The organism is Qipengyuania sp. NPDC077563 (assembly GCF_044901345.1).
Taxonomy (GTDB): Bacteria; Pseudomonadota; Alphaproteobacteria; order Sphingomonadales; family Sphingomonadaceae; genus Qipengyuania; species Qipengyuania aestuarii.
This window is the reverse complement of sequence record NZ_JBJDPC010000001.1, coordinates 56,913-77,752: the sequence shown is the minus strand read 5'-3', so window position 1 is coordinate 77,752 and position 20,840 is coordinate 56,913. Positions and strand designations below refer to the sequence as shown.

The 20,840-nt window shown below is 61.4% G+C and carries 22 protein-coding genes; 16 read left to right on the top strand and 6 right to left on the bottom strand.

Translation table 11 applies throughout. From position 1 onward, the window contains the following. Positions 1-47 precede the first annotated feature (47 nt). The 7 genes from sdhC (at position 48) to ACI2I1_RS00365 (ending at position 5,751) form a co-directional block, all read left to right on the top strand. Entirely contained in the window at positions 48-428 is a 381-nt protein-coding gene (gene sdhC / locus ACI2I1_RS00395) for a succinate dehydrogenase, cytochrome b556 subunit (protein ID WP_404677465.1), read from the top strand. Between the two features lie 8 nt (positions 429-436). Beyond that, positions 437-823, top strand: coding sequence for a succinate dehydrogenase, hydrophobic membrane anchor protein (gene sdhD / locus ACI2I1_RS00390; protein WP_224811710.1), 387 nt, complete (start codon positions 437-439; stop codon positions 821-823). After that, positions 823-2,664 carry a succinate dehydrogenase flavoprotein subunit gene (gene sdhA, locus ACI2I1_RS00385; protein WP_221541437.1) on the top strand — a complete coding sequence of 614 codons (1,842 nt, stop codon included), beginning with the start codon at positions 823-825 and terminating at the stop codon, positions 2,662-2,664. The genes sdhD and sdhA overlap by 1 nt, the downstream gene beginning before the upstream one ends. A 1-nt stretch (position 2,665) precedes the next feature. Continuing rightward, complete coding sequence (locus ACI2I1_RS00380; RefSeq protein ID WP_404677464.1) at positions 2,666-3,787, top strand: saccharopine dehydrogenase family protein; 1,122 nt, start codon at positions 2,666-2,668, stop codon at positions 3,785-3,787. Further along, positions 3,784-4,227 (top strand): thiol-disulfide oxidoreductase DCC family protein, encoded by a 444-nt coding sequence (locus tag ACI2I1_RS00375; RefSeq protein ID WP_404677463.1) that lies wholly within the window; start codon positions 3,784-3,786, stop codon positions 4,225-4,227. The genes ACI2I1_RS00380 and ACI2I1_RS00375 overlap by 4 nt, the downstream gene beginning before the upstream one ends. After that, the gene (locus ACI2I1_RS00370) at positions 4,224-5,072 is read left to right on the top strand and encodes a glycoside hydrolase (protein ID WP_404677462.1); all 849 of its coding nucleotides are present in this window, start codon (positions 4,224-4,226) and stop codon (positions 5,070-5,072) included. The genes ACI2I1_RS00375 and ACI2I1_RS00370 overlap by 4 nt, the downstream gene beginning before the upstream one ends. A gap of 241 nt (positions 5,073-5,313) precedes the next feature. After that, positions 5,314-5,751 (top strand): hypothetical protein, encoded by a 438-nt coding sequence (locus ACI2I1_RS00365; RefSeq protein ID WP_404677461.1) that lies wholly within the window; start codon positions 5,314-5,316, stop codon positions 5,749-5,751. On the opposite strand, the gene ACI2I1_RS00360 is transcribed toward ACI2I1_RS00365, so the two are convergent. From ACI2I1_RS00360 to ACI2I1_RS00350, 3 genes are all read right to left on the bottom strand, one after another. Beyond that, positions 5,748-6,374, bottom strand: a complete 627-nt coding sequence (locus tag ACI2I1_RS00360) for a peptidylprolyl isomerase (RefSeq protein ID WP_404677460.1) — start codon at positions 6,372-6,374, stop codon at positions 5,748-5,750. The genes ACI2I1_RS00365 and ACI2I1_RS00360 overlap by 4 nt on opposite strands. A 25-nt stretch (positions 6,375-6,399) precedes the next feature. Beyond that, positions 6,400-6,960, bottom strand: coding sequence for an ATP-dependent Clp protease proteolytic subunit (locus ACI2I1_RS00355; RefSeq protein ID WP_221542299.1), 561 nt, complete (start codon positions 6,958-6,960; stop codon positions 6,400-6,402). A 188-nt stretch (positions 6,961-7,148) separates the two neighbouring features. Then, entirely contained in the window at positions 7,149-8,003 is an 855-nt protein-coding gene (locus ACI2I1_RS00350; RefSeq protein ID WP_404677459.1) for a neutral zinc metallopeptidase, read from the bottom strand. A gap of 89 nt (positions 8,004-8,092) precedes the next feature. On the opposite strand from ACI2I1_RS00350, the gene ACI2I1_RS00345 reads away from it, so the two are divergent. The 5 genes from ACI2I1_RS00345 to ACI2I1_RS00325 all read left to right on the top strand — a co-directional run bounded on the left by ACI2I1_RS00345 (position 8,093) and on the right by ACI2I1_RS00325 (position 12,823). Next, entirely contained in the window at positions 8,093-8,848 is a 756-nt protein-coding gene (locus ACI2I1_RS00345; protein ID WP_404677458.1) for a 3-hydroxybutyrate dehydrogenase, read from the top strand. Continuing rightward, positions 8,845-9,336: a hypothetical protein gene (locus ACI2I1_RS00340; protein WP_404677457.1), complete on the top strand. Its 492-nt coding sequence runs from the start codon at positions 8,845-8,847 to the stop codon at positions 9,334-9,336. Before ACI2I1_RS00345 ends, ACI2I1_RS00340 begins: the two co-directional genes overlap by 4 nt. Before the next feature lie 267 nt (positions 9,337-9,603). Then, positions 9,604-11,067: an IMP dehydrogenase gene (gene guaB, locus ACI2I1_RS00335; RefSeq protein ID WP_404677456.1), complete on the top strand. Its 1,464-nt coding sequence runs from the start codon at positions 9,604-9,606 to the stop codon at positions 11,065-11,067. Positions 11,068-11,082: 15 nt separating this feature from the next. Continuing rightward, a complete protein-coding gene (locus ACI2I1_RS00330) occupies positions 11,083-12,261 on the top strand; it encodes an RsmB/NOP family class I SAM-dependent RNA methyltransferase (RefSeq protein ID WP_404677455.1) in 1,179 nt (392 codons plus the stop codon). Positions 12,262-12,322: 61 nt separating this feature from the next. Then, on the top strand, positions 12,323-12,823 hold the full coding sequence (locus ACI2I1_RS00325; RefSeq protein WP_404677454.1) for a tetratricopeptide repeat protein: 501 nt from the start codon (positions 12,323-12,325) through the stop codon (positions 12,821-12,823). A 69-nt stretch (positions 12,824-12,892) separates the two neighbouring features. Here ACI2I1_RS00325 and ACI2I1_RS00320 read toward each other — a convergent pair whose 3' ends face one another. Further along, positions 12,893-13,366, bottom strand: a complete 474-nt coding sequence (locus tag ACI2I1_RS00320) for an RNA pyrophosphohydrolase (RefSeq protein WP_404677453.1) — start codon at positions 13,364-13,366, stop codon at positions 12,893-12,895. Next, the gene (locus ACI2I1_RS00315; RefSeq protein WP_404677452.1) at positions 13,363-14,313 is read right to left on the bottom strand and encodes an alpha/beta hydrolase; all 951 of its coding nucleotides are present in this window, start codon (positions 14,311-14,313) and stop codon (positions 13,363-13,365) included. The genes ACI2I1_RS00320 and ACI2I1_RS00315 overlap by 4 nt, the downstream gene beginning before the upstream one ends. A gap of 170 nt (positions 14,314-14,483) precedes the next feature. Here ACI2I1_RS00315 and ACI2I1_RS00310 point away from each other — a divergent pair, with 170 nt between their 5' ends. From ACI2I1_RS00310 to ACI2I1_RS00300, 3 genes are all read left to right on the top strand, one after another. Then, the gene (locus ACI2I1_RS00310; protein WP_404677451.1) at positions 14,484-16,418 is read left to right on the top strand and encodes a 2-oxoacid:acceptor oxidoreductase subunit alpha; all 1,935 of its coding nucleotides are present in this window, start codon (positions 14,484-14,486) and stop codon (positions 16,416-16,418) included. Next, on the top strand, positions 16,418-17,452 hold the full coding sequence (locus ACI2I1_RS00305) for a 2-oxoacid:ferredoxin oxidoreductase subunit beta (protein ID WP_404677450.1): 1,035 nt from the start codon (positions 16,418-16,420) through the stop codon (positions 17,450-17,452). The genes ACI2I1_RS00310 and ACI2I1_RS00305 overlap by 1 nt, the downstream gene beginning before the upstream one ends. A 226-nt stretch (positions 17,453-17,678) precedes the next feature. Then, on the top strand, positions 17,679-18,626 hold the full coding sequence (locus ACI2I1_RS00300) for a metal-dependent hydrolase (protein WP_404677449.1): 948 nt from the start codon (positions 17,679-17,681) through the stop codon (positions 18,624-18,626). On the opposite strand, the gene ACI2I1_RS00295 is transcribed toward ACI2I1_RS00300, so the two are convergent. Continuing rightward, positions 18,623-19,399 (bottom strand): phosphatase PAP2 family protein, encoded by a 777-nt coding sequence (locus ACI2I1_RS00295; protein ID WP_404677448.1) that lies wholly within the window; start codon positions 19,397-19,399, stop codon positions 18,623-18,625. The genes ACI2I1_RS00300 and ACI2I1_RS00295 overlap by 4 nt on opposite strands. Before the next feature lie 23 nt (positions 19,400-19,422). On the opposite strand from ACI2I1_RS00295, the gene ACI2I1_RS00290 reads away from it, so the two are divergent. Next, positions 19,423-20,817 carry a cryptochrome/photolyase family protein gene (locus ACI2I1_RS00290; RefSeq protein ID WP_404677447.1) on the top strand — a complete coding sequence of 465 codons (1,395 nt, stop codon included), beginning with the start codon at positions 19,423-19,425 and terminating at the stop codon, positions 20,815-20,817. The last annotated feature ends 23 nt before the right edge of the window (positions 20,818-20,840 follow it).

The window sequence follows — 20,840 nt, the reverse complement described above, 5'->3', positions numbered from 1 at the left end:
CTTCGCTAAGGAGGCCCCACTGAATTCACGTAACGGACAAGGCATCTATGGCAAACCGCCCGCTTTCACCGCATCTGCAAATCTGGAAATGGGGTCCGCACATGCTGGTCTCGATCCTCCACCGCGTGACGGGGGACGGATTGGCACTGGTTGGCCTCGCCGTGCTGCTGTGGTGGCTGGGTGCGATGGCGGGCGGGCCGGAAAGCTACGCCACCTTTGCAGACATCATGGGCTCGCCGATCGGAATCATCGTGCTGGTTGGCCTGAGCTGGGCGTTCTTCACCCACATGATGAGCGGCCTGCGCCATTTCGTCCTCGACATCGGCGCCGGTTACGAACTCGATACGAACAAGACCTGGTCGATCCTGTCGCCGGTTCTCGGTATTCTCCTCACCGTCGCCTTCTGGGCGGTGATCCTTCTCAAGTGAGCCAAATCATGAGTGACGGAACTCCCATCGGACGCGTGCGCGGGCTGGGCCCGGCGCATGAAGGCGCGCATCACTGGCTGGTGCAGCGTTTCACCGCCATCGGCAATCTCGTGCTGATGCTGTTTCTTGCGATCAGCCTCGCGCTGCTCCCGGCTTACGATTATGCAGCGGTGACGGAATGGGCATCGCAGACGCTCCCGGCGACTGCGCTCGCGCTCCTGATCGTCAGCGTTTTCTGGCACGCGCGCCTCGGCCTGCAGGTGCTGGTCGAAGATTATGTCCACGACGCCGGCTCCAAATTCGCCGCAATCACCCTTCTCAACCTTGCAACTATCGGCGGCGGCGCTTTCGGCCTCATCTCGATCGCCCGCATCGCCCTCGGAGGAGCCGTCTGATGGCCCGTACCGACACATTCGAAATCGGCGGCCGCAGCTACCCGATCATCGACCATGTCTATGACGCAGTGGTGGTGGGCGCCGGCGGTTCTGGTTTGCGCGCCACCATGGGCAGCGCCGAAGCCGGTTTGAAAACGGCCTGCATCACCAAGGTCTTCCCCACCCGCTCGCACACCGTTGCGGCTCAGGGCGGTATCGCCGCCAGCCTCGGCAACAACACGCCCGACCACTGGTCGTGGCATATGTACGATACGGTCAAGGGTTCCGACTGGCTCGGCGACCAGGACGCGATCGAATATATGGTCCGCGAAGCGCCGCAGGCGGTTTACGAGCTGGAGCATGCCGGGGTGCCCTTCAGCCGTAACGACGACGGCACGATCTACCAGCGTCCGTTCGGCGGCCACATGCAGAATATGGGCGAAGGCCCGCCGGTGCAGCGCACCTGCGCCGCGGCCGACCGCACCGGCCACGCCATGCTCCACGCGCTCTACCAGCAGAGCCTGAAGTATGACGCGGACTTCTTCATCGAATATTTCGCGCTCGATCTGATTATGGAAGATGGCCCTGACGGCAAGGTTTGCCGCGGCGTGATCGCTATGTGTCTCGATGACGGGACGATCCATCGCTTCCGCAGTCAGGCCGTGGTCCTCGCGACCGGCGGTTATGGCCGCTGCTACTTCACGGCTACTTCGGCCCATACCTGCACTGGTGACGGCGGCGGCATGGTTCTGCGCGCAGGCCTCCCGCTTCAGGACATGGAATTCGTTCAATTCCACCCGACCGGCATTTACGGAGCAGGCGTGCTGATCACCGAAGGTGCGCGCGGCGAGGGTGGTTATCTGACCAACTCCGAAGGCGAGCGCTTTATGGAGCGTTATGCTCCTTCAGCGAAGGATCTCGCATCACGTGACGTCGTTTCGCGCTCGATGGCACTGGAAATGCGCGAAGGCCGCGGTGTCGGCCCGGATGGCGACCACATTTTCCTGCACCTCGATCACATCGATCCGAAGGTGCTGGGTGAACGCCTGCCGGGTATCACCGAAAGCGGCAAGATCTTTGCCGGTGTCGACCTCACCAAACAGCCTCTGCCTGTCACGCCGACCGTGCATTACAACATGGGCGGCATCCCGACCAACTTCCACGGCGAAGTGCTGGCGGGTGATCCGGGCGATCCGGAGAAGATCGTACCCGGTCTGTTTGCTGCCGGCGAAGCGGGCTGCGTCTCGGTCCACGGTGCGAACCGTCTCGGCTCCAACTCGCTGATCGATCTGGTGGTGTTTGGCCGCGCTATCGGACACCGCCTGCGCGATACGGTGAAGCCCGGCGCGAGCCAGGCGGAACTGCCATCGAGCAGCGCGGACATGGCGCTTGGCCGTCTCGACCATTTCCGTCACGCAGACGGCGGATCGCCAACTGCGGAAGTACGCGCGGAAATGCAGAAGGGTATGCAGAAGCACGCCGCAGTTTTCCGCGACAGCAAGCTGCTGGCCGAAGGCGTCGACGTGTTGAAAAACGTGAACAAGCGGATGGAAGACATCAAGGTTTTCGACCGCTCGCTGATCTGGAACAGCGATCTCGTCGAAACGCTCGAGCTCGACAACCTGATCGCGCAGGCCAATGTCACCATGGCATCCGCCGAAAATCGCAAGGAAAGCCGCGGCGCGCACGCGCATGAGGATTTCCCGGATCGGAACGATGCGGAGTGGATGAAGCACACCATCGCGTGGTTCGAAGGCTGGGGCGGCAGCGGCGGCGGTGTGAAGATCGATTACCGTCCGGTCCACGAATACACGCTCACCGACGACGTGAAGTATATCGAACCGAAGAAACGGGTGTACTAAGGTGGCGCGCGCGCCGGGTCGGCCCCTGCGCGTCGCTGTCATCGGAGGTTACGGCAATTTCGGCGGCTATGTCGCGCGGGCCCTGGCAAGCGATCCGCAGATCGAACTGGTGATCTGCGGGCGGGATGGTGCCAAGGCCCGCCACTTTGCCGCAATGCTGGGTGCCGCCAATCCAGCTATCGGCGAGGCGGTCGATATTACGTCGCCACCGGAGGAGATGCTGCGCGGTATCGACCCAGACCTCGTGATAAACATGGTGGGCCCTTACAATGGGCAGGGTTACGGCGTCGCACGCGCGGCCATCTCGGTCGGAGCGCATTACTGCGACATCGCGGATGCGCGCGACTTCGTTTGCGGCATTACCGAGCTCGAAGCTGACGCCAAGGCGCGCGGCGTGGCCGTACTGGCAGGCGCAAGCTCCGTGCCCGCGCTGACCGCAGCCTATTGCGATGCGGCGCTCGGCGAAATGGCAGAATTACGCCGCGTCGAATATGGCATCAGCGGAGCCGAGCAGGCCAATCGCGGGGCTGGGACCGTGGCGGCGGTGCTGTCCTACGTCGGCGAGCACTTCACACGCTTGCGTCAGGGTAGGATGCAGCGCGAGACAGGGTGGCGGGGGCTGGAATCCGTGACCTATCCTGAATTGGGCACACGCTGGTTTTCCGCTGGTAACGTTCCCGATCTGGAGATTTTCCCTCAGCGTTACCGTGGCCTCACCGACCATCGCTTTCTTGCAGGCCACGAAGTTGCGCCGCTTCACTTCGGTTTGTGGATTGCGGGATTGCTGCGGCGATGGCGGCTGCTACCCAATCTGGCGCGCTTCGCGCCGCTGCTTGTCCAGCTGTCTCGCCCCTTCAATGCCTTGAGCAGGGGGCGCAGCGGGTTTCATATGGTTATCGAAGGCGTGGATCATGCCGGGCAGTCCGTCAGCCGGCGGCACTGGATCATCGCGCGCAGTGGTGACGACCCGAATATCCCGGTCATCCCGGTGATCCTCATCGCCAGGAAACTCGCGCACGGTGCACAGCTGGCGCCGGGTGCGAGGCCTTGCCTGGATGTCATAACGCTCGATGAATATCGGGATGCCTTTGCCGATCTCGACGTAAGCTGGATAGACGATTGACGCGGCGACCCTACAGTTATCGGGAAGATCCCGACGTTCCTTTATTCGATGACAGCCGCCCGCTCTTCGTCTTCGACAATATCTGCCTGCTTTGTTCGGGAGGGGCGAACTTCCTGATGAAGCAGGACCGCAAGGGCGCCATCGCCTTCACCAGCGCTCAGGGTCCGATAGGTAGTGCGCTGTATCGCCATTACGAAATGGCCGTCGATGAAACCTACCTCTTCCTTGCCGATGGCAGGGCTTACGGGATGAGCGAGGGGTATTTTCAGCTGGCCAAGCGGCTTGGCGGGATGTGGAGGCTTACCCTTGTCGCACGGCTTATGCCGCGGCCACTGCGCGATGCGATCTATCGGATGATTGCTCGCAATCGCTACCGCTGGTTCGGCAAGACGCAGGCCTGCGCATTGCTCACGCCGGAACAACGTGCACGTCTGCTATGAAACGTGTCGCTGCCATCCTTGCGCTGCTAGCGACCGGCTGCGTTACCGTGCAGCGCTTGCCGGAAAGTGAAGGGTTTTACCGCAAACAGGTCGTCGCGGACGGAATCCCAATCCAGTCGAGCGAGCGGGTCCCTGACGAAGCGCTGCTCGCCGCGCGCGACATGACCCGGGGTATGCTGAGCAATCGGCCCGAACTGGCCAAGTGGCTTTCTGCCAACGACTACCGGGTGGCAATTATCGCCGAGGAGGAGGCGCTGCTCGATCTGCCGGACAAGGCAAACTGGACCAAGCCCGCGCGGGACGATCCGAGGCTGACGCGCTGCGAACTCAAGCATTATGATACCCGCATCGGTGCCATGAGCGACCGTGCCTATTGGGATGCGCGCGCCCGCGGCATTGGCGGGCCGCGCTCAGTCGGCTCTGAAGAGGATGTGCTGGGTCTGCCGACCACGCGCTACTGGGGCGAAACGATCTTCGTGCACGAAATGGCGCACAATATTCTGTTCGCTATCGATGGTGTGGATCCGAAGCTGTATCGCGAAGTCGAGGCAGCCTACGCCAATGCGCTGGCGAGTGATCTTTGGCTTAACGAATATGCGACCACGACCATCCAGGAATATTGGGCGGAAGGCACCCAGATCTGGTTCAATTCCAACCGCTTGGTTGTGGTCGAAGGGACGCGCATTTTAAACCATTCAGACCTGAAGGATTACGACACTCAGCTCTACGCGGCACTCGCCAAGGCGTATGGGTCAAACCACCGCCTCAAGTCCGATCCCTTCTGGATGAGCGCCGCACGCGTGCCGCCTGGGCCAATCCCGAAGAATACCGCGGAGGAATGTTGAGAGCCTCTTTGAGTTGTAACGGAACTTTTACAGCCAGCTTCTAGCATTAAGTTGCGGATCAAAATCAGAAAGCGGGTGGGGCATGAGTTTCGGACGTAAGGGGCTGGCTCCGGGAGGGTCGCCGGCAAAATTAGACGGCTTGTCCGCGGCACGCAGCGGAGGGTCAAAAGGAAATCCCCTGGCTGATCATGCGGTGCGCAAGTTCGACATAACGCCGAAACCGCTGAGCATGTTTTTGTGCATGATCCTCTTCGGTGCCGGTGCCCTCGTCATGGTCGAAAAGGTCCTCGACCCACGAGGAGTTGTCATTAATGGAATGATCACCTTGGGGCCGCTCGGAGCCGACTTGCTTTTCGGCCTTTTGGCTCTCTTTGCTGTCGCGCTGGCGCTCGCGGGTGGTCTGGAACTCGTGTCAGGCCTGACTTCCAAGACCTTTCTCACACTCGACGGCAGCGCAGTTGAAGGGAGGGGGAGCCCACTCTCGCGCAAATCCAGGCGCCTGTCCTATGCCTCCATCGTTGATGTCTCGCTCAGTAGGTACAAGGGTAATCATTTCGTCAAGATCGTGAGCGATAACGGCGAGAAAATTCGGATCGGGTCGGATAATTTCCGCTCCAAAGACGATTTCGCTGAATTTCTCGATCTACTCGGAGACCGTATTGCGAGCGCGCGTCGTTAGTCTTCCGAAACTCGCCTGACGTCGATTATCGTTACCGGCTGCGCCAGCATCTGACCTTTCATCCAGCCTTCACCAGCGTCCGGATCGCGCGGCGAGGCGTGGATCGCACGGACGACATCCATGCCCTCGACGACATAGCCGAAAACTGCGTAGCCTGCGCGCAGGTTGGCATCTTCGCTGGCAGGCTGGGCGTCCAAGCCGGTCTGATCCTTGATCATGATCGAAAAGTCGCCTGTCGCTGTACCGGGTTCCAGACGCGCCATCGAAAGTGCGCCATCGGTATGGGTTAGACCGGTCTGGTCGGTGGGCTCGTGCGCTATCCCGTCCAGAACACGGTCCGGATCGTTCTGAGTCCCGCCCTGGATCAAACCATTGGGCGGGTCCCCCCAGTCGAGATGCATGGCGCGATAGAACACGGTGCCATCGAAACGATCTTCGTCCGCGTAACGAAGAAAATTGCGCGAGGTTATCGGTGCCCGTTCGGTTTCCAGTGCTACCGTGATATCTCCAGCGGTGGTTTCCAGCACCACCAGCGTGGTTTCGTGGTCCGTTTGGGGATCGGCGTCTTGTGCGGCCAACGGGCTCGCAGCCAAAGCGGCCAGTGAGATGAACGTCCTAATCATTTGGCGATCCTAATCTGACTGAGCCTCAGATGATATCCGAAATCAATCCGCGGCGTTTTGCTTCTTCTGAACCGATATACCAGTTGTCAGGCGCCTTATCCCTTATCTCCTCGAAGTCGACCTCAGATCCATCTGCCAGAGACCTGAAGCCCGCTTCCTCGATGGCGATTGACTGGTCGATTTCGTTCAGCGCGGCTTTGAGCTGCGCGATGCAGCTTCGCAGTGGTCCGGACAGGTTTATGGTTTTGGCGATCTGGCGCTCGTGCACCAGCAATGTGGTGTCGCGCGTCAGGAAGCGGCATTCGACAGGGAAACCCGCCATGAAAGTCGCTCCGGCGGAGTAAACCGCGGCTTTGCCAAGGAAATATATCGTGCGCCCTGCTTCGCGCAGAAGGCGAATATCGTCGGCCATCGCCCGCGCGATTTCCGGGTTGCCGCCAAGAGTGGTTAGCGCAACGACCAGAGGCCCCTCTTTTGGTGCCGCGCTCAACTGATTGCGGAATTCGGCATACATCGCCTCATCCACGCTGCCCATCAGGCGAAGCTGGGGGGCTGTCAGCACAGTCTGACGGTCCTGTTTTTCCATTCTCGTCTTTCCCTTTTGACTGGGGAGATGAACTCATCCAGTGGTTGAGAGACCAGCTTGTTCCGTAGAAATCCCGCCGCCAGCAGAACAGTTCAAGAAATTGTTGGACGAATGACGTTCATTCTTGCTGAAAAAAGGGCGCGGCCAGCTCGGACCACGCACCCTTTTGCTCCATTCCAAGGAGGCACTTAGCCCATATTGGTATACTGGTCGCAAACGCTGTCATCGCCCCCGAGCCCGGCACGCAAGGCCTCGCTGCGCTGGGCGCTGGTGCCGTGGGTGAAGTTCTCGGAGGAAACGCGGCCGCCGGTCAGGCGATCGTCGCCGATGGCTGCTGCTGCCTGCATGCCTTCCTCGATGTCTCCGGGTTCGATGAGATTGCGGTTCTTGCCAGCCCATACGCCGGCATAACAGTCGGCCTGCAACTCCATCCGGACCTGAAGCTGATTGGCCGCGCGCGGGTTCTGTTGTTGCGCACTGGCGATCTGGCCCGATATGCCCGTGATCGTCTGGATGTGATGGCCATATTCATGGGCGACCACATAATAGCGTGCGAAATCGCCGCGGTTGCCGCTCATTTGAGCAAGTTGGTCGTAGAAATTAACGTCAATATAAATACGCTGGTCGGCGGGGCAGTAAAAGGGGCCCATGCCGACGGACCCCGTACCGCATCCGGTCTGGAACTGGTTGGCGGTCGCAAAGCGCAATCCGGGTTGGCGGAAGCGGTCGCCCAAGCCCTGTTCGCGGAAAACCCGCGCCCAGGTGTCGTTGAGCGAGGTTAGCGCGTTACAGGTCTCGGTGGCATAGGCGTTCGAGGAACAGATCGCCTGTTCATCCTCGTTCTGGGGAACTTGCTCCGCCGATCCTTGCTGGACACTTTCGACTGTGGCCGCAGTCTGCATTGGGTCCAATCCGAAGACGAAGTATCCAAGCGCTGCGAGGATGATCGTGCCGCAGCCGATGCCCCCGGCCTTGCCCACGCCGCCCCGACCACCGGTAGTTCCGACGTCGATCTTGCTGGTATCGAATGGATTGAGCCGCATGAATGTCCCCTCTGTATTGGCCGCTTTACAGCGCGCTCCCTGTGCGCGATGGCCGTGACTGATTGTAGCCCCAACGCTCGGAGAGCAAAATGTTTCTCGAAGGTAAGCGCGCACTAGTCACCGGATCGACCAGCGGCATCGGCCTCGCCATCGCCAGAGCCATGGCTGGGGAGGGGGCCAGCATCGTCCTCAATGGCTTCGGCGATGAGAGCGAAATCGCCAAATTATGCGAGGAACTGGGCGCCACGCACTCCGGTGCCGATCTTACCGACGTAGCTCAGATCGAGGAGATGATGGCGGAGGCGGGCGAGGTGGATATTCTCGTAAACAATGCCGGTCTGCAGCATGTATCGCCGGTGGAGGAATTCCCGGTCGAGAAATGGGACACTATCATCGCGCTCAATCTCACGGCTGCCTTCCACACCACGCGCCTTTCCGTCCCGGGAATGAAAGAGAAGGGCTGGGGGCGCATCATCAATACCGCCAGCGCGCATTCGAAAGCGGCCTCGCCCTACAAAAGCGCCTATATTTCGGCCAAACACGGCCTTGCCGGATTCACCAAGACCATCGCGCTCGAACTGGCCGAACACGGCATTACCGCGAACTGCATCAGCCCCGGCTATGTGTGGACGCCGCTGGTGGAGAACCAGATACCGGACACGATGAAGGCCCGCGGGATGACGCGCGAGCAGGTGATAAATGAGGTGCTCCTAGCCAAGCAACCGACGAAGAAGTTCGTCCAGCCCGAGGAACTCGGCGCGCTGGCTGTATTCCTTTGCCGTGACGAGGCGCAGAACGTGAACGGCGCGAACTGGAGCGTCGATGGCGGGTGGACGGCGGAGTGAACACTATACGTCCGCTATTAATTGCATTTATTGCTTTGTTTTGGGAGAGTCCCACTTTCGCTTGTGCAATGGTGAAGCAGCAGGTTATCGAAGATATCAATCAAGCTGATTTCATAGTTTCTGCTAATGTGGAAAAATACGAGCTTGTTCAGCATCCCGAATACAAGAATGCTGAGTTTGCTCTTTTTACAATCAAGATCGATCGCAGATTCAAAGGCAATCTTGCAGGCATACAGCACGTAAGATGGCACAATTCGACTTTCGGCTTGCCTCAAACTCGACCGAATCCCCAGCTCATCCTGCTAGCGGGCAATTTCTCAAGTGATTCAGATGAAGGCTTGCCTCAAATTTATCCTCTGCAGGTTTTTCAAATCAGTTGCTCCTCAGCGTTTATCTTTCCGTACGATCGCCAATACGAAGAACAGGTCTGGCGAGCCGTAAATGGCCTCATTTCATGGGACACGCTTGAGGATGCCCTGTATTGCTGAGCCGGTCTTTAGTCCTGCAATATCAAGTGGTTCGACACCGACTGAATCGGTGATTGGTAGGGAAAACCAAAATGACGACTATGAGAGTAATTTGGGGGATGATTTCTCGATACTTGCAGCAGTAATTTCTTCTGGTTTCTTTGCATATCTCGGTTTCCGTTTGTTTGGTCCGAAGCGAAGGGCCGCCTGAAGTGAGGCACTAGCTAATCCCGGTCACCATCGTTACATGGGCCGCCACATTTCACCCCCGGCAGGCGATTCTTAACAGTGGCACATCTCGACATCCCCCTCGGCCTTACTTTCGACGACGTGCTCCTGCGTCCCGCCGAGAGCGATATTCTGCCATCCATGGCCAATACTACCACGCGCCTCACTCGCGACATCCAGATCAACATTCCGGTCCTGTCGTCTGCCATGGACACTGTGACAGAGGCGGACATGGCCATCGCGATGGCGCAGCTTGGCGGTATCGGTGTGCTCCACCGTAATTTCGAGGTGGACGAACAGGCCGCCGCCGTTCGGGCCGTGAAACGCTATGAGAGCGGTATGGTCGTCAATCCCATTACCATCCTGCCCGACGCCACGCTGGGTGATGCGCAGCAGATCATGACTGCCAACCGCATCAGCGGCATTCCCGTTACCGATCGCAGCGGGAAGCTGGTCGGCATTCTTACCAATCGCGATGTGCGCTTCGCTGAAAACCCCCGCCAGCCGGTCAGCGAACTGATGACCACCGAAAACCTCGCCACCGTGCCTTTGGGTACCGGCCAGGAAGAAGCACGCCGCCTCCTTCATCAGCGGCGGATCGAGAAGCTGTTGGTTGTGGACGACGGTGGGCGCTGCGTCGGGCTGATTACGGTGAAGGATATCGAAAAGGCGGTCGCTTATCCGCATGCCACCAAGGACGAGCAGGGCCGCCTGCGCGTTGCTGCTGCCACCACTGTGGGCGATAAGGGGTTCGAGCGTACCGAAGCGCTGATCGATGCGGGCGTCGATGTGGTCGTCATCGACACGGCGCATGGCCACAACAAGGAAGTGTCCAAATCGGTCGAGCGCGTAAAGAAACTCTCCAATGCTGTGCAGGTCATTGCAGGCAACGTCGCCACGGGCGAAGCGACCAAGGCGCTGTGCGGTGCAGGGGCGGATGCGGTGAAGGTCGGTATCGGTCCGGGTTCGATCTGCACCACGCGCGTGGTTGCCGGTGTCGGTGTGCCGCAGCTGACCGCGATCATGGATAGTGTCGAGGAAGCCGACAAGCAGGGCGTGCCGGTGATCGGCGACGGCGGACTTCGTACCAGCGGCGATGCGGCGAAGGCTCTGGCAGGTGGCGCCAGCTCCATCATGGTGGGGTCCATGCTCGCCGGCACCGAGGAAGCGCCTGGAGAAACGTTCATCTATCAGGGCCGCAGCTACAAGAGCTATCGCGGCATGGGCAGCGTGGGCGCAATGGCACGCGGCAGCGCGGACCGTTATTTCCAGGCGGACGTGTCGCAGCAGAAACTCGTGCCTGAAGGCATCGAAGGCCAAGTGCCGTACAAGGGGCCAGCAAGCGCGGTCGTTCACCAGCTCGTCGGCGGGATCAAGGCGGCGATGGGCTATACCGGCAGCGCCACCATCGAGGACTTGCGCAAGAACGCGAACTTCGTGCGCATTACCAATGCGGGCCTGACCGAGAGCCATGTCCACGATGTGTCTATCACTCGCGAAGCGCCAAATTATCCGACGCGCTGATCTGGGAGGGGACGCATGACCCCCGCTGCCCGTGTCCAGACCTCGATAGAGCTGCTCGACACGATCATAGACGCCGCGCGCTCGAAAGGTGCGCCTGCCGACCGGATTCTGGCCGATTGGTTTCGTGGCAATCGCTTTGCAGGATCCAAGGACCGGCGCGCCATCCGCGAACTGGTGTATTCGGCCATCCGCGCCTGCGGGCCTGTTCCGGACAGTGGCCGTGCAGCGATGCTGCGGCTGGCCCAGACGGACGACAGCCTGGCGCCGCTTTTCGACGGGTCCAATTACGGCCCGGCGCCCCTTGCTGAAGGCGAAGTCGCTGCGCAGGGCGGTGTTGCCCCGGATTGGCTTACCCGCCGCCTTGCGGCGTCAGACATTGCGGCTGACGAAGCCGAAGCCTTACTTGAGCGCGCACCGCTCGATCTGCGGGTCAACACTCTCAAGGCAGAGCGCGCCACGCTTTCGCTCCCGCTATCGGGCGAGCAGACAGCTGCTCCCCACGGCCTGCGCATCGAAGCGGGTACGCAGGTAGAGCAATGGCCTGAATGGCGCGATGGCAAGCTGGAGGTTCAGGACACAGGCTCGCAGCTCGCCTGTCTTGCGGTTGGAGCACAGCCCGGCGAAACCATCATCGATCTCTGCGCCGGGGGAGGGGGCAAGACCCTCGCGCTGGCAGCGGCGATGGACAACCTTGGCCACCTGATCGGGTCGGACACCGACCGCGGGCGTCTTTCACGTTTGCAGCCCCGCGCCGAGCGGGCAGGGGCCAGCATCATCGAGACGCGGCTACTCGACCCCAAGCGCGAGTTCGAAGCCTTGGGGGACCTCGAAGGCCAGGCGGATGCGGTCATGGTGGATGCGCCATGTTCCGGCACCGGCACATGGCGGCGCAATCCGGAGGCGCGGTGGCGGTTGGACGAGCAGGAGCTTGCGCGGCTGACGGCCCTGCAGGCCGACCTGCTCGACCTCGCCGCCCGTCTGGTGAAGCCTGGTGGCCGGTTGATTTATGTCACCTGCTCCCTGCTCGATGAAGAGGGTGCGGACCAGTTTGCAGCCTTCCTCCAGAGGGCGCAGCGCTTCAGACAGCACGAGCTTTCGCTCCCCGCTGGCCGAGCACGCGGGAACGGCATCCGGTTATCACCGTACCGTGAAGGCACGGATGGATTTTTCATCGCCTGTGCAGCTCGACCATGATAGTTCCGGGATTATGGTTAGCACCATTCCCCCCGCGCACAGATCGCTGACGGAGACCATAATGCGTTTTGCCCCCGCCGCCGCCGCCCTGTCACTGGCCTTCGCCATGACTGCCAGCGTTAGCTACGGGCAAATGCGCGACCCAGACCCGCGGGCCGGAATGCTTATCGCTCAGGGTGAAGCAGCTCTTAACGCCGGTGACACGCAAGGTGCCATCGATGCCTTCGAAGCCGCGCTTGCCGTGGATCCGGGATATACGCCTATCTTCCTCCATCTGGGCGAAGCGGCGCGGGCGGACGAATTGCAGGGCAAGGCGATCCGTTACTATCGCGAGGCGCTGGACCGCGATCCGGGCAACCTCGCCGCCATTTCGGGCGAAGGTGCGGCGATGGCGGAAAAGGGCGCGCTGGAGAAGGCACGCCTCAACCTGGCGAAAGTCCAGTCTCTCTGTGGTGAAAATTGCCCCCAAACGCGTGAGCTTGCCGCTGCCATTGCCGCCGGTCCGCATACGCAGGTTCTGACTGCAGAGGCGAATATCGAACCTCAGCCGCAGCAGAACTGATCGCTGCTACAACGCGCTAAGCTGAAACCGGTCCTCAGCGTTGCGCATGCGAAGCGGCGCGTGCTTTAATCAGATCAGCGCACGAAACTCTTCCAGAACAGAGCGGTAGACCCGTTTCTTGAAGGGAACTATCAGGTCGGGCAGCTGCTCCGCATCGACCCATTTCCAGTCGCAGAACTCGGCCGGATCGTGTGCCTGAAGGTCGATATCGTCATCGGTGCCGGAGAACCGCGCCAGGAACCAAACCTGCTCCTGTCCGCGATATTTCCCGCCCCACAGCTTGCCGATCAGTTCCTCGGGCAAATCGTACCGAATGGGCTCCTCGGTCTGACGGATCAGCGACACATGCGCTGCCTGCGCCCCGGTTTCCTCGGCCAGTTCACGCAGCGCCGCTTCCTTCAGATCTTCGCCTTCATCGACGCCGCCCTGGGGCATCTGCCACCAATCGCCTTCTTTATTGTCGATCCGGCGGCCGACGAAAACGCGCCCTTCGCTATTTACCAGCATTACGCCGACGCAGGGCCGGTAACCGAGTTCGCTCACTTGTAACGCTCCACCATCAGATGAACGGCATCGAGAAAGGCGTCGAGGTCCTGCTGGCCGCTCGGAATCGCTTTCCGCAATGTCGTGAAACCATGAATTATACCGGGGAATTCGAGATAGACCACCTCTGTCCCCTGCTGCACGAGATGTGCGGCATACTCGCGCCCGGAATCGCGCAAGGGATCGAGGCCCGCCGTACACAGGACAGTCGGCGGCGTGTCGGAGCAATCGCCCACCATCGGGATGTTGCGCGGATCTGCGGGATCGGCCGCATATTGCCGCGTGAACCAGCTCATCGTCGCGCCGGTCAGCAGATAACCCTCGGCGAAATCGGCAAATGACCGGTGGTCCGCGATGTCGCTGGCAACCGGATAGATCGGCGCCTGCACGATGACCGGGACCTTGGCCGGTCGGCGGACCAACTGGTTCGTCGTCACAATGGTGAGATTGCCGCCTGCACTGTCGCCCGTGATGACAAGGCCCGTGATGTCCCGTCCAAGTGCTTCGGGCGAGGAGGCGAGCCAGCGCGCGGCGGCCTCGCAATCGTCGGGGGCGGCGGGGAAGGGGTGTTCGGGCGCCAGACGGTAATCTACCGACACCACCGGCAGGTCGAGCTGGAATGCAATCTCGGTACACAGCGAATTGTAGACTTCCAGATCGCCGATCACGAAGCCGCCGCCGTGAAGGAACAGCACGCAGGGACCGGGATCGCGGCTTTCGCGCGTGTCGTAAAAACGCAGCGGTATGTCGCCTGCCGGCCCGGGGCAGGTCAGATCCTTTATCACCGCAACATCGCGCGGCGGCGCTTCGGCAAGCCCGCCCATGGCGCGCATCTGCTTGCGGCCTTCGACCGCGCCCACGGCTTCCACGCCCTTTGCGTCCATCGCCTGCAGCATGGCGAGGAAGGTGCGAACATCGTCGCGTACGAAATGTTCCGTGTCGGGCATGGGTCTCTCCTTGAGTTGCGAAAAGGGACTTAGCCACTCGGCAAAGCTTTTCCACCTGCCTTTTTCCCGCTAGCAGAGAAACTTCATTGCGAGAGCAGGGCGTGCCTCCTAGGTGGCGCTCCCGATGACATTGCGCCCATCGCGTGGCGCGCGACAAGGAATTTGAACGGATGGCAACAGCCGCCACCGCGCCGCAAGACGGCCTCCCCGCAAGCCCCGATGCCATCGTCGTGCGTTTCGCCGGCGACTCGGGTGACGGCATGCAGCTGACCGGAGGGCAGTTCACGCTGTCGACCGCGCTCGCCGGAAACGATCTCGCGACCTTCCCGGATTTTCCCGCGGAAATTCGCGCGCCGCAGGGCACGCTGTTCGGCGTCTCGGCGTTCCAGATCAATTTCGGGAGCCGCGCCATCAACACTGCAGGTGATGCGCCCGACGTGCTGGTGGCGATGAACCCGGCAGCGCTGAAGGTGAACCTTGCCGCGCTGAAGCCCGGCGGCCTGATCATCGCGGACACCGGCGCCTTCACTAAACGCAACCTCGACAAGGCGCATTATGAAGCCAACCCGCTTGAAGACGGCAGCCTTGCGAAGTTCGACGTGCTGGCTTTCGACATCAGCGAGAAGACGATCGAGGCGGTCAAGCCCTTCGGCCTCGGCAACAAGGATGCGCTCAGGTCCAAGAACATGTGGACGCTGGGCCTCGCGCTGTGGATGTTCGACCGTCCGCGCGAGCCGATCCATGAATGGCTGAAAGCCAAGTTCAAATCAAAGCCCGATATCGCCGACGCCAATATCGCCGCGCTCGATGCAGGGCATGCCTATGGCGAGACGGCGGAGCTGGCCGGCCCGGTCAAGCAGCTGACCATGCCTCCGGTGCAAAGCGAACCGGGTCTCTATCGCACCATTACCGGCGCGGAAGCCGTGTCGCTCGGTCTTGTCGCGGGTGCGCAGCTAGCCGAACTGCCGATGTTCTTCGGTGGCTATCCCATCACCCCCGCCTCGGCCATTCTGCACCACCTCGCGCGGTTGAAGGAATTCGGTGTCACGACCTTCCAGGCGGAAGACGAGATCGCCGCCGTGTGTGCCGCCATCGGCGCAAGCTGGGCCGGGCAACTGGGCGTCACCTCGTCCTCCGGTCCGGGCATCGCGCTCAAGACCGAAGCGATCGGCCTTGGCATCATGACGGAACTGCCGCTGGTGATCGTGAACTCGCAGCGCGGCGGTCCCTCGACCGGCTTGCCGACCAAGACCGAGCAGAGCGACCTCTATCAGGCGGTCTACGGCCGCAACGGCGATGCGCCCATGCCGGTGATTGCCGCGCGCAGCCCCTCCGATGCGTTCGAAGTGGCGATCGAGGCCTGCCGCATCGCGGTCGAATACATGACCCCGGTCATGCTGCTGACCGATGGCTATATCGCCAATGCCGCCGAGCCGTGGAAGGTGCCGGACCCGGCCGGTTTCGAGCCGTTTCCCGCGCAATTCCTCACCGAACCGCGCGGCGAGGAACTGCTGCCCTACAAGCGCGACGAGAAGGGCGCGCGCCCCTGGATCAAACCCGGCACGCCCGGCATGATGCACCGCATCGGCGGCATCGAGAAGCACGAGGAAACGGGCAACATCGACTATTCGCCCGATAACCACCAGCGCATGACCGACCTGCGTAAGGCGAAGGTCGAGAATATCGCCGTGCCCGATCAGGAAGTGGCGCTGGGCGAAGACAGCGGCACGCTCGCCGTCGTGGGCTGGGGCAGCACTTATGGTCCGATCCACCAGGCCGTGCGCCGCAGCATCGCCAAGGGTTGCTCGGTCAGCCACATCCACGTGCGCCACATCTGGCCCATGCCGAAGAATCTGGGCGAGCTGCTCAAGGGCTTCGACAAGGTGCTGGTGCCGGAAATGAACACCGGCCAGTTCAAGACCGTCCTGCGCGACCAGTTCCTCGTCGATGCGCAGCCGCTGACCAAGACCAGCGGCCAGCCATTCCAGATCGCCGAGCTAGAGCGCGAGATCGCGAAATATTTTGACGGCATCGAAGGCAATGAAGGCGGCGAGGTTGCGGTCAATGACCAGCAGCTTCCCAGCCCGATTGCGGAGAACGATTAATGAACGCACCCGTTAAGATCGAAACCACGCTCAAGGACTGGGAAACCGACCAGGAAGTTCGCTGGTGCCCGGGTTGCGGGGACTATGCCATCCTCAAGGCCGTTCAGCGCACGCTGCCGCAACTTGGCTGCGATCCCGCGAAGACCGTCTTCATCAGCGGCATCGGCTGTTCAAGCCGTTTTCCATATTACATGGAAACTTACGGCTTCCACACGATCCACGGCCGCGCGCCGGCCTTTGCGACGGGTGCGAAGCTCGCCAATCCCGAACTCGACGTCTGGCTGGTGACGGGTGACGGCGACGGGCTTTCCATCGGCGGCAACCATTTGATGCATGTGCTGCGCCGCAACGTGAACATGCAGATCATGCTGTTCAACAACGAGATCTACGGCCTCACCAAGGGTCAGGCTTCGCCGACCAGCCGCGAAGGTACCAAATCGCCTTCCACGCCGATCGGTAGTTACGATCACCCGGCCCGCCCGGCAGCTTTTGCGCTGGGCGCAGGCGCGCGCTTCGTCGGCCGCGGTTTCGACGTTTCGAAGAACCTGCCCGAAGTGCTCAAGGCCGCGCATGCCCACAAGGGCGCAGCCTTCATCGAGATTTTCCAGAACTGCATCGTCTACAACAAGGATGTGTTCGACGATTTCGCTGCGCCCAAGGGTGCCGAGGATCGCCAGCTCTGGCTCGAAAACGGCAAGCCGATGCTGTTCGCCAAGGACAGCAAGGGCATCACGCTCAACCGCGACACGCTTAGCCTCGAAGTCGTCGACGTGGTCGATGGCGATTGGGCAGCTGCGGGGGTGATCGTGCACGATGTCACCAATCGCTCGATTGCCCATATGCTGGTGGAAATGCCCTTCGGCCCGTTCCCCATGGCGCTCGGCGTGCTTTACGACGATCCTACTCCGACCTTCGAAGACGCTGTCATCGCAGAGCGCAAGATGGCGAGCGAGGGCAAGGAAGCCAATCTCGCCAAGCTGCTTGGCAAGGGGCAGACCTGGACGGTCAGCGGAACGGCGCAGGATCCGATCTGAGATTGCTGGTTCGCGCCGTACATTGACGGCGCGAACCAAATCGCTTTCCTACATTGCCAGCGCGCGTTACGCCCGTTGACAATGGATCGGCCCACACCTTTTTCTTTCGCAAATGCTCGTCAGAGCAGCGTTTCTGTCGCCCGATCGGGCAGCACGGTTTGCAACCCCAGGACTGTGTCAACTGTGTCAACTTGGGTCAGCAAAACCCTCTCGAATCTGAACGCCGATGGATAATCTGACGCACAGCCTGGTAGGGGCCGTGATCGGTCAGGCGGGACTCAAGAAGAAAACCGGGCTGGCGATGCCCGCGCTGATAATCGGCGCCAATCTACCCGATGTGGATGCGACCTGTTTTTTCTGGCTCGACGGGGTGGAGCACCTCGGCTTCCGCCGGGGTATCACCCATGGCCCACCGGCCATGGCGTTGCTGCCGCTGATCCTCGCCGGGCTGCTGTGGGGTTTCGATCTTTGGCAGGCCCGGCGTGGCAAGCGGCCCGAGACGCGGCGACCGGTCAGTTTCGCGTGGCTCTACGTGCTCAGCCTCATCGGCTGTCTGACGCACCCGGCGTTCGACTGGTTGAATACCTACGGCATTCGCCTGCTCGAACCGTTCAGCCATCGCTGGTTCTATGGCGATACGCTGTTCATCATCGATGTGTGGCTTTGGGCGATCTTGGGCAGCTCAGTGTGGCTATCGCTGCGCCGCGAAAAACGGGGAGGGGCGTGGACACGGCCTGCATGGCTCGGGCTAGGCGCTGCGCTAGCCTACATCGGCGCGAACTGGCTGGTCACGCGAGACGTCGAGCGTATGGATTCCCTCAACATGGCGGTCAGCGAAACCATCGCCGCGCCGGTCGCCTTCGATCCGCGTGCGCGCGATGTCATCTTCGTCGACCGTGACGGGCGGCATGGCATCATCCCCGGATTTCGCAAGCAGGCGACAGGAAAGGTGGAATATCTGGGAGACGCTTTTCTCCCCTCGTGCGATCTGCAGGGAGCGGCGCGGGCCGATCCGCAGGTGAGGGCGTTCCTGTTCTGGTCGCGGGCTCCTTTCGTCGAAAGGCGCGATGGAGGTCAGCTCTGGCTTCGCGACGCGCGCTTCGTCGATCCTCGGGCGGGCGACCGCTTCTCGGTCCGCTTACCACCGCAGACCTGCACCGAGTTCTTCCGCTAGGGTCGATCCGGCTCGGGACTCTTTTTTGCCCCGTGATCGGCAGCAGCCTTTGCGGGTGCATAGACCAGTGCCGCTGCGAGAAAGGCCCAGCCGGCCCCGCCGAGCCAGCCCGCGACAACATCGCTCGGGAAGTGGACGCCAAGCATCACGCGGCTCCAGGCGACCATGGCGGACAGCGCCATGGCGAAGCCGATGACGGTCAGGCGGACCGACTGCCTCCAGGACAGCGCGGCAAAGGCCAGCGCCATGCCGATATAGACGACCGCTGCGGAAAAGCTGTGGCCGGACGGAAAGCTCTCGCCGCCCGCCTCTGTCAGATGCGGCACGATTTGCGGCCGGTCGCGACCTATGAGCAGCTTCATGCCGGTGTTGACGAGCCATCCGCTAACCACCGTTGCCGCATAGAGGATGGCTTCCCGCCGCAGTTTCAGGAACAGGAGCGCCACCACCGCCGCCAGCGCAAAGAGGTTGCGGAGAAAGACGCCGCCCAGCGCGGTGACATCGCGCACGCTTTCGAACAGGATCTCCGGCCCTTTCGGCCCCAGCGCCTCGCCGGTGCGAAAGGACAGGAGGCCCCGGGCATCGAAATCGGCAGTCATTCCGTGGGTCACGGCGTAGACGAGAATAGCGAAGCCGGCCCAGCAGATCGCCGCCGCGGCGATGGCCTTGGAGCGATCGATCGTGAAGCCTCGTTCGGGCAGCACGATATGCTCCGGCGGCAGCGGAGCTTCGGGTGTGGACACGGCCTTGGTCATGCCGTGTGGAACCACCACCCGCGCGCTTCCGTTCCGCTGTCATGAGTTCTCCCCAGATCGTCTGGCTCAGGCGCGATTTGCGCATGGCCGATCACCCCGCTTTGCATGCCGCCGCACAGGCAGGTCCGGTAATCCCCGTGTTCGTTTTCGACGAGGACCGCGGCGGTGATCACGCGATCGGCGCCGCGTCCAAGGTTTGGCTTCATTACTCGCTCGAGAGCCTGGGAAAATCCTTCGGCAGCAGGCACTCGCGCATCATCCTGCGAAAGGGCGATGCGCCGCAGGTGCTCGCTGCCATTGCCGATCAAACCGGGGCGTCCTGTATCCATGCGATGCGCCACTACGAGCCGTGGTGGAAGGAAGCCGAAGACGAACTGCGCGATGCCTTGGGCGCCGAGCGCAAACTGTGTCTCTACGACGGAAACTACCTGCTGCCGCCCGGCTCGGTAACGACCGGCTCGGGCGATCCCTACAAAATTTATACGCCGTTCTCCAAGGCGATGCTGGAAGTGATGCCGCCGCGCGATACGCTGGAGGAACCGGACCACATCTCATCGCCGGAAAGCTGGCCGGAAAGCGATGAACTGGAAGAGTGGGGCCTGCTTCCGACCTCGCCCGACTGGGCGGGCGGCATTCGCGACTTCTGGGATTTCGGCGAGTATGCCGCGCACGAACGGCTCGACTGGTGGGCCGATGAGGTTGCCGATTATGACGACGGGCGAAATTTGCCCTCACAGGACACGACCTCACGCCTGTCGCCGCACCTCCATTGGGGCGAAATCAGCCCGGCGCAGGTCTGGCATAAACTCAAGGACAAGCGCAGCGACGGGTGGAAGACCTTTGCGAAGGAAATCATCTGGCGTGACTACGCGCAGAACGTCATCGACCAGTTCCCGGCCTACCCTCGCGAAAGTTACCGCGACTACGACGAACGCACCTTATGGCGAAATCCCAACGCCGGGCATCTGATAAAGGATGATCTGCGCTGTTGGCAGAAAGGCATGACCGGCTATCCCATTGTCGATGCCGGCATGCGGCAACTGTGGCAGACAGGATGGATCCACAATCGCGTCCGGATGATCTGCGCCAGCTTCCTTGTGAAGCATCTGCTGATCGACTGGCGATTTGGCGAACAGTGGTATTGGGAATGGCTCGTGGATGCCGACTACGCGAACAATGGCGTGAACTGGCAATGGATCTCCGGAACCGGAGTGGACAGCAACATGTTCAGCCGCATCATGGCTCCGCTCTCGCAGAGCGAGAAGTTCGATGCTGCCGACTTTATCAGGCAGTACGTCCCGGAGCTTGCCGAGGTTGAGGACGCCTGCATACACGATCCTCCCGACGACATGCGCGGGGATTATCCGGTCAAGATGATCGCCCACAAGGAAGCCCGGGAGCGTGCATTGCAGGCTTACCGGGAAAGTAAGACGTAGCGGACTTGTCGGCGCGCAGATGG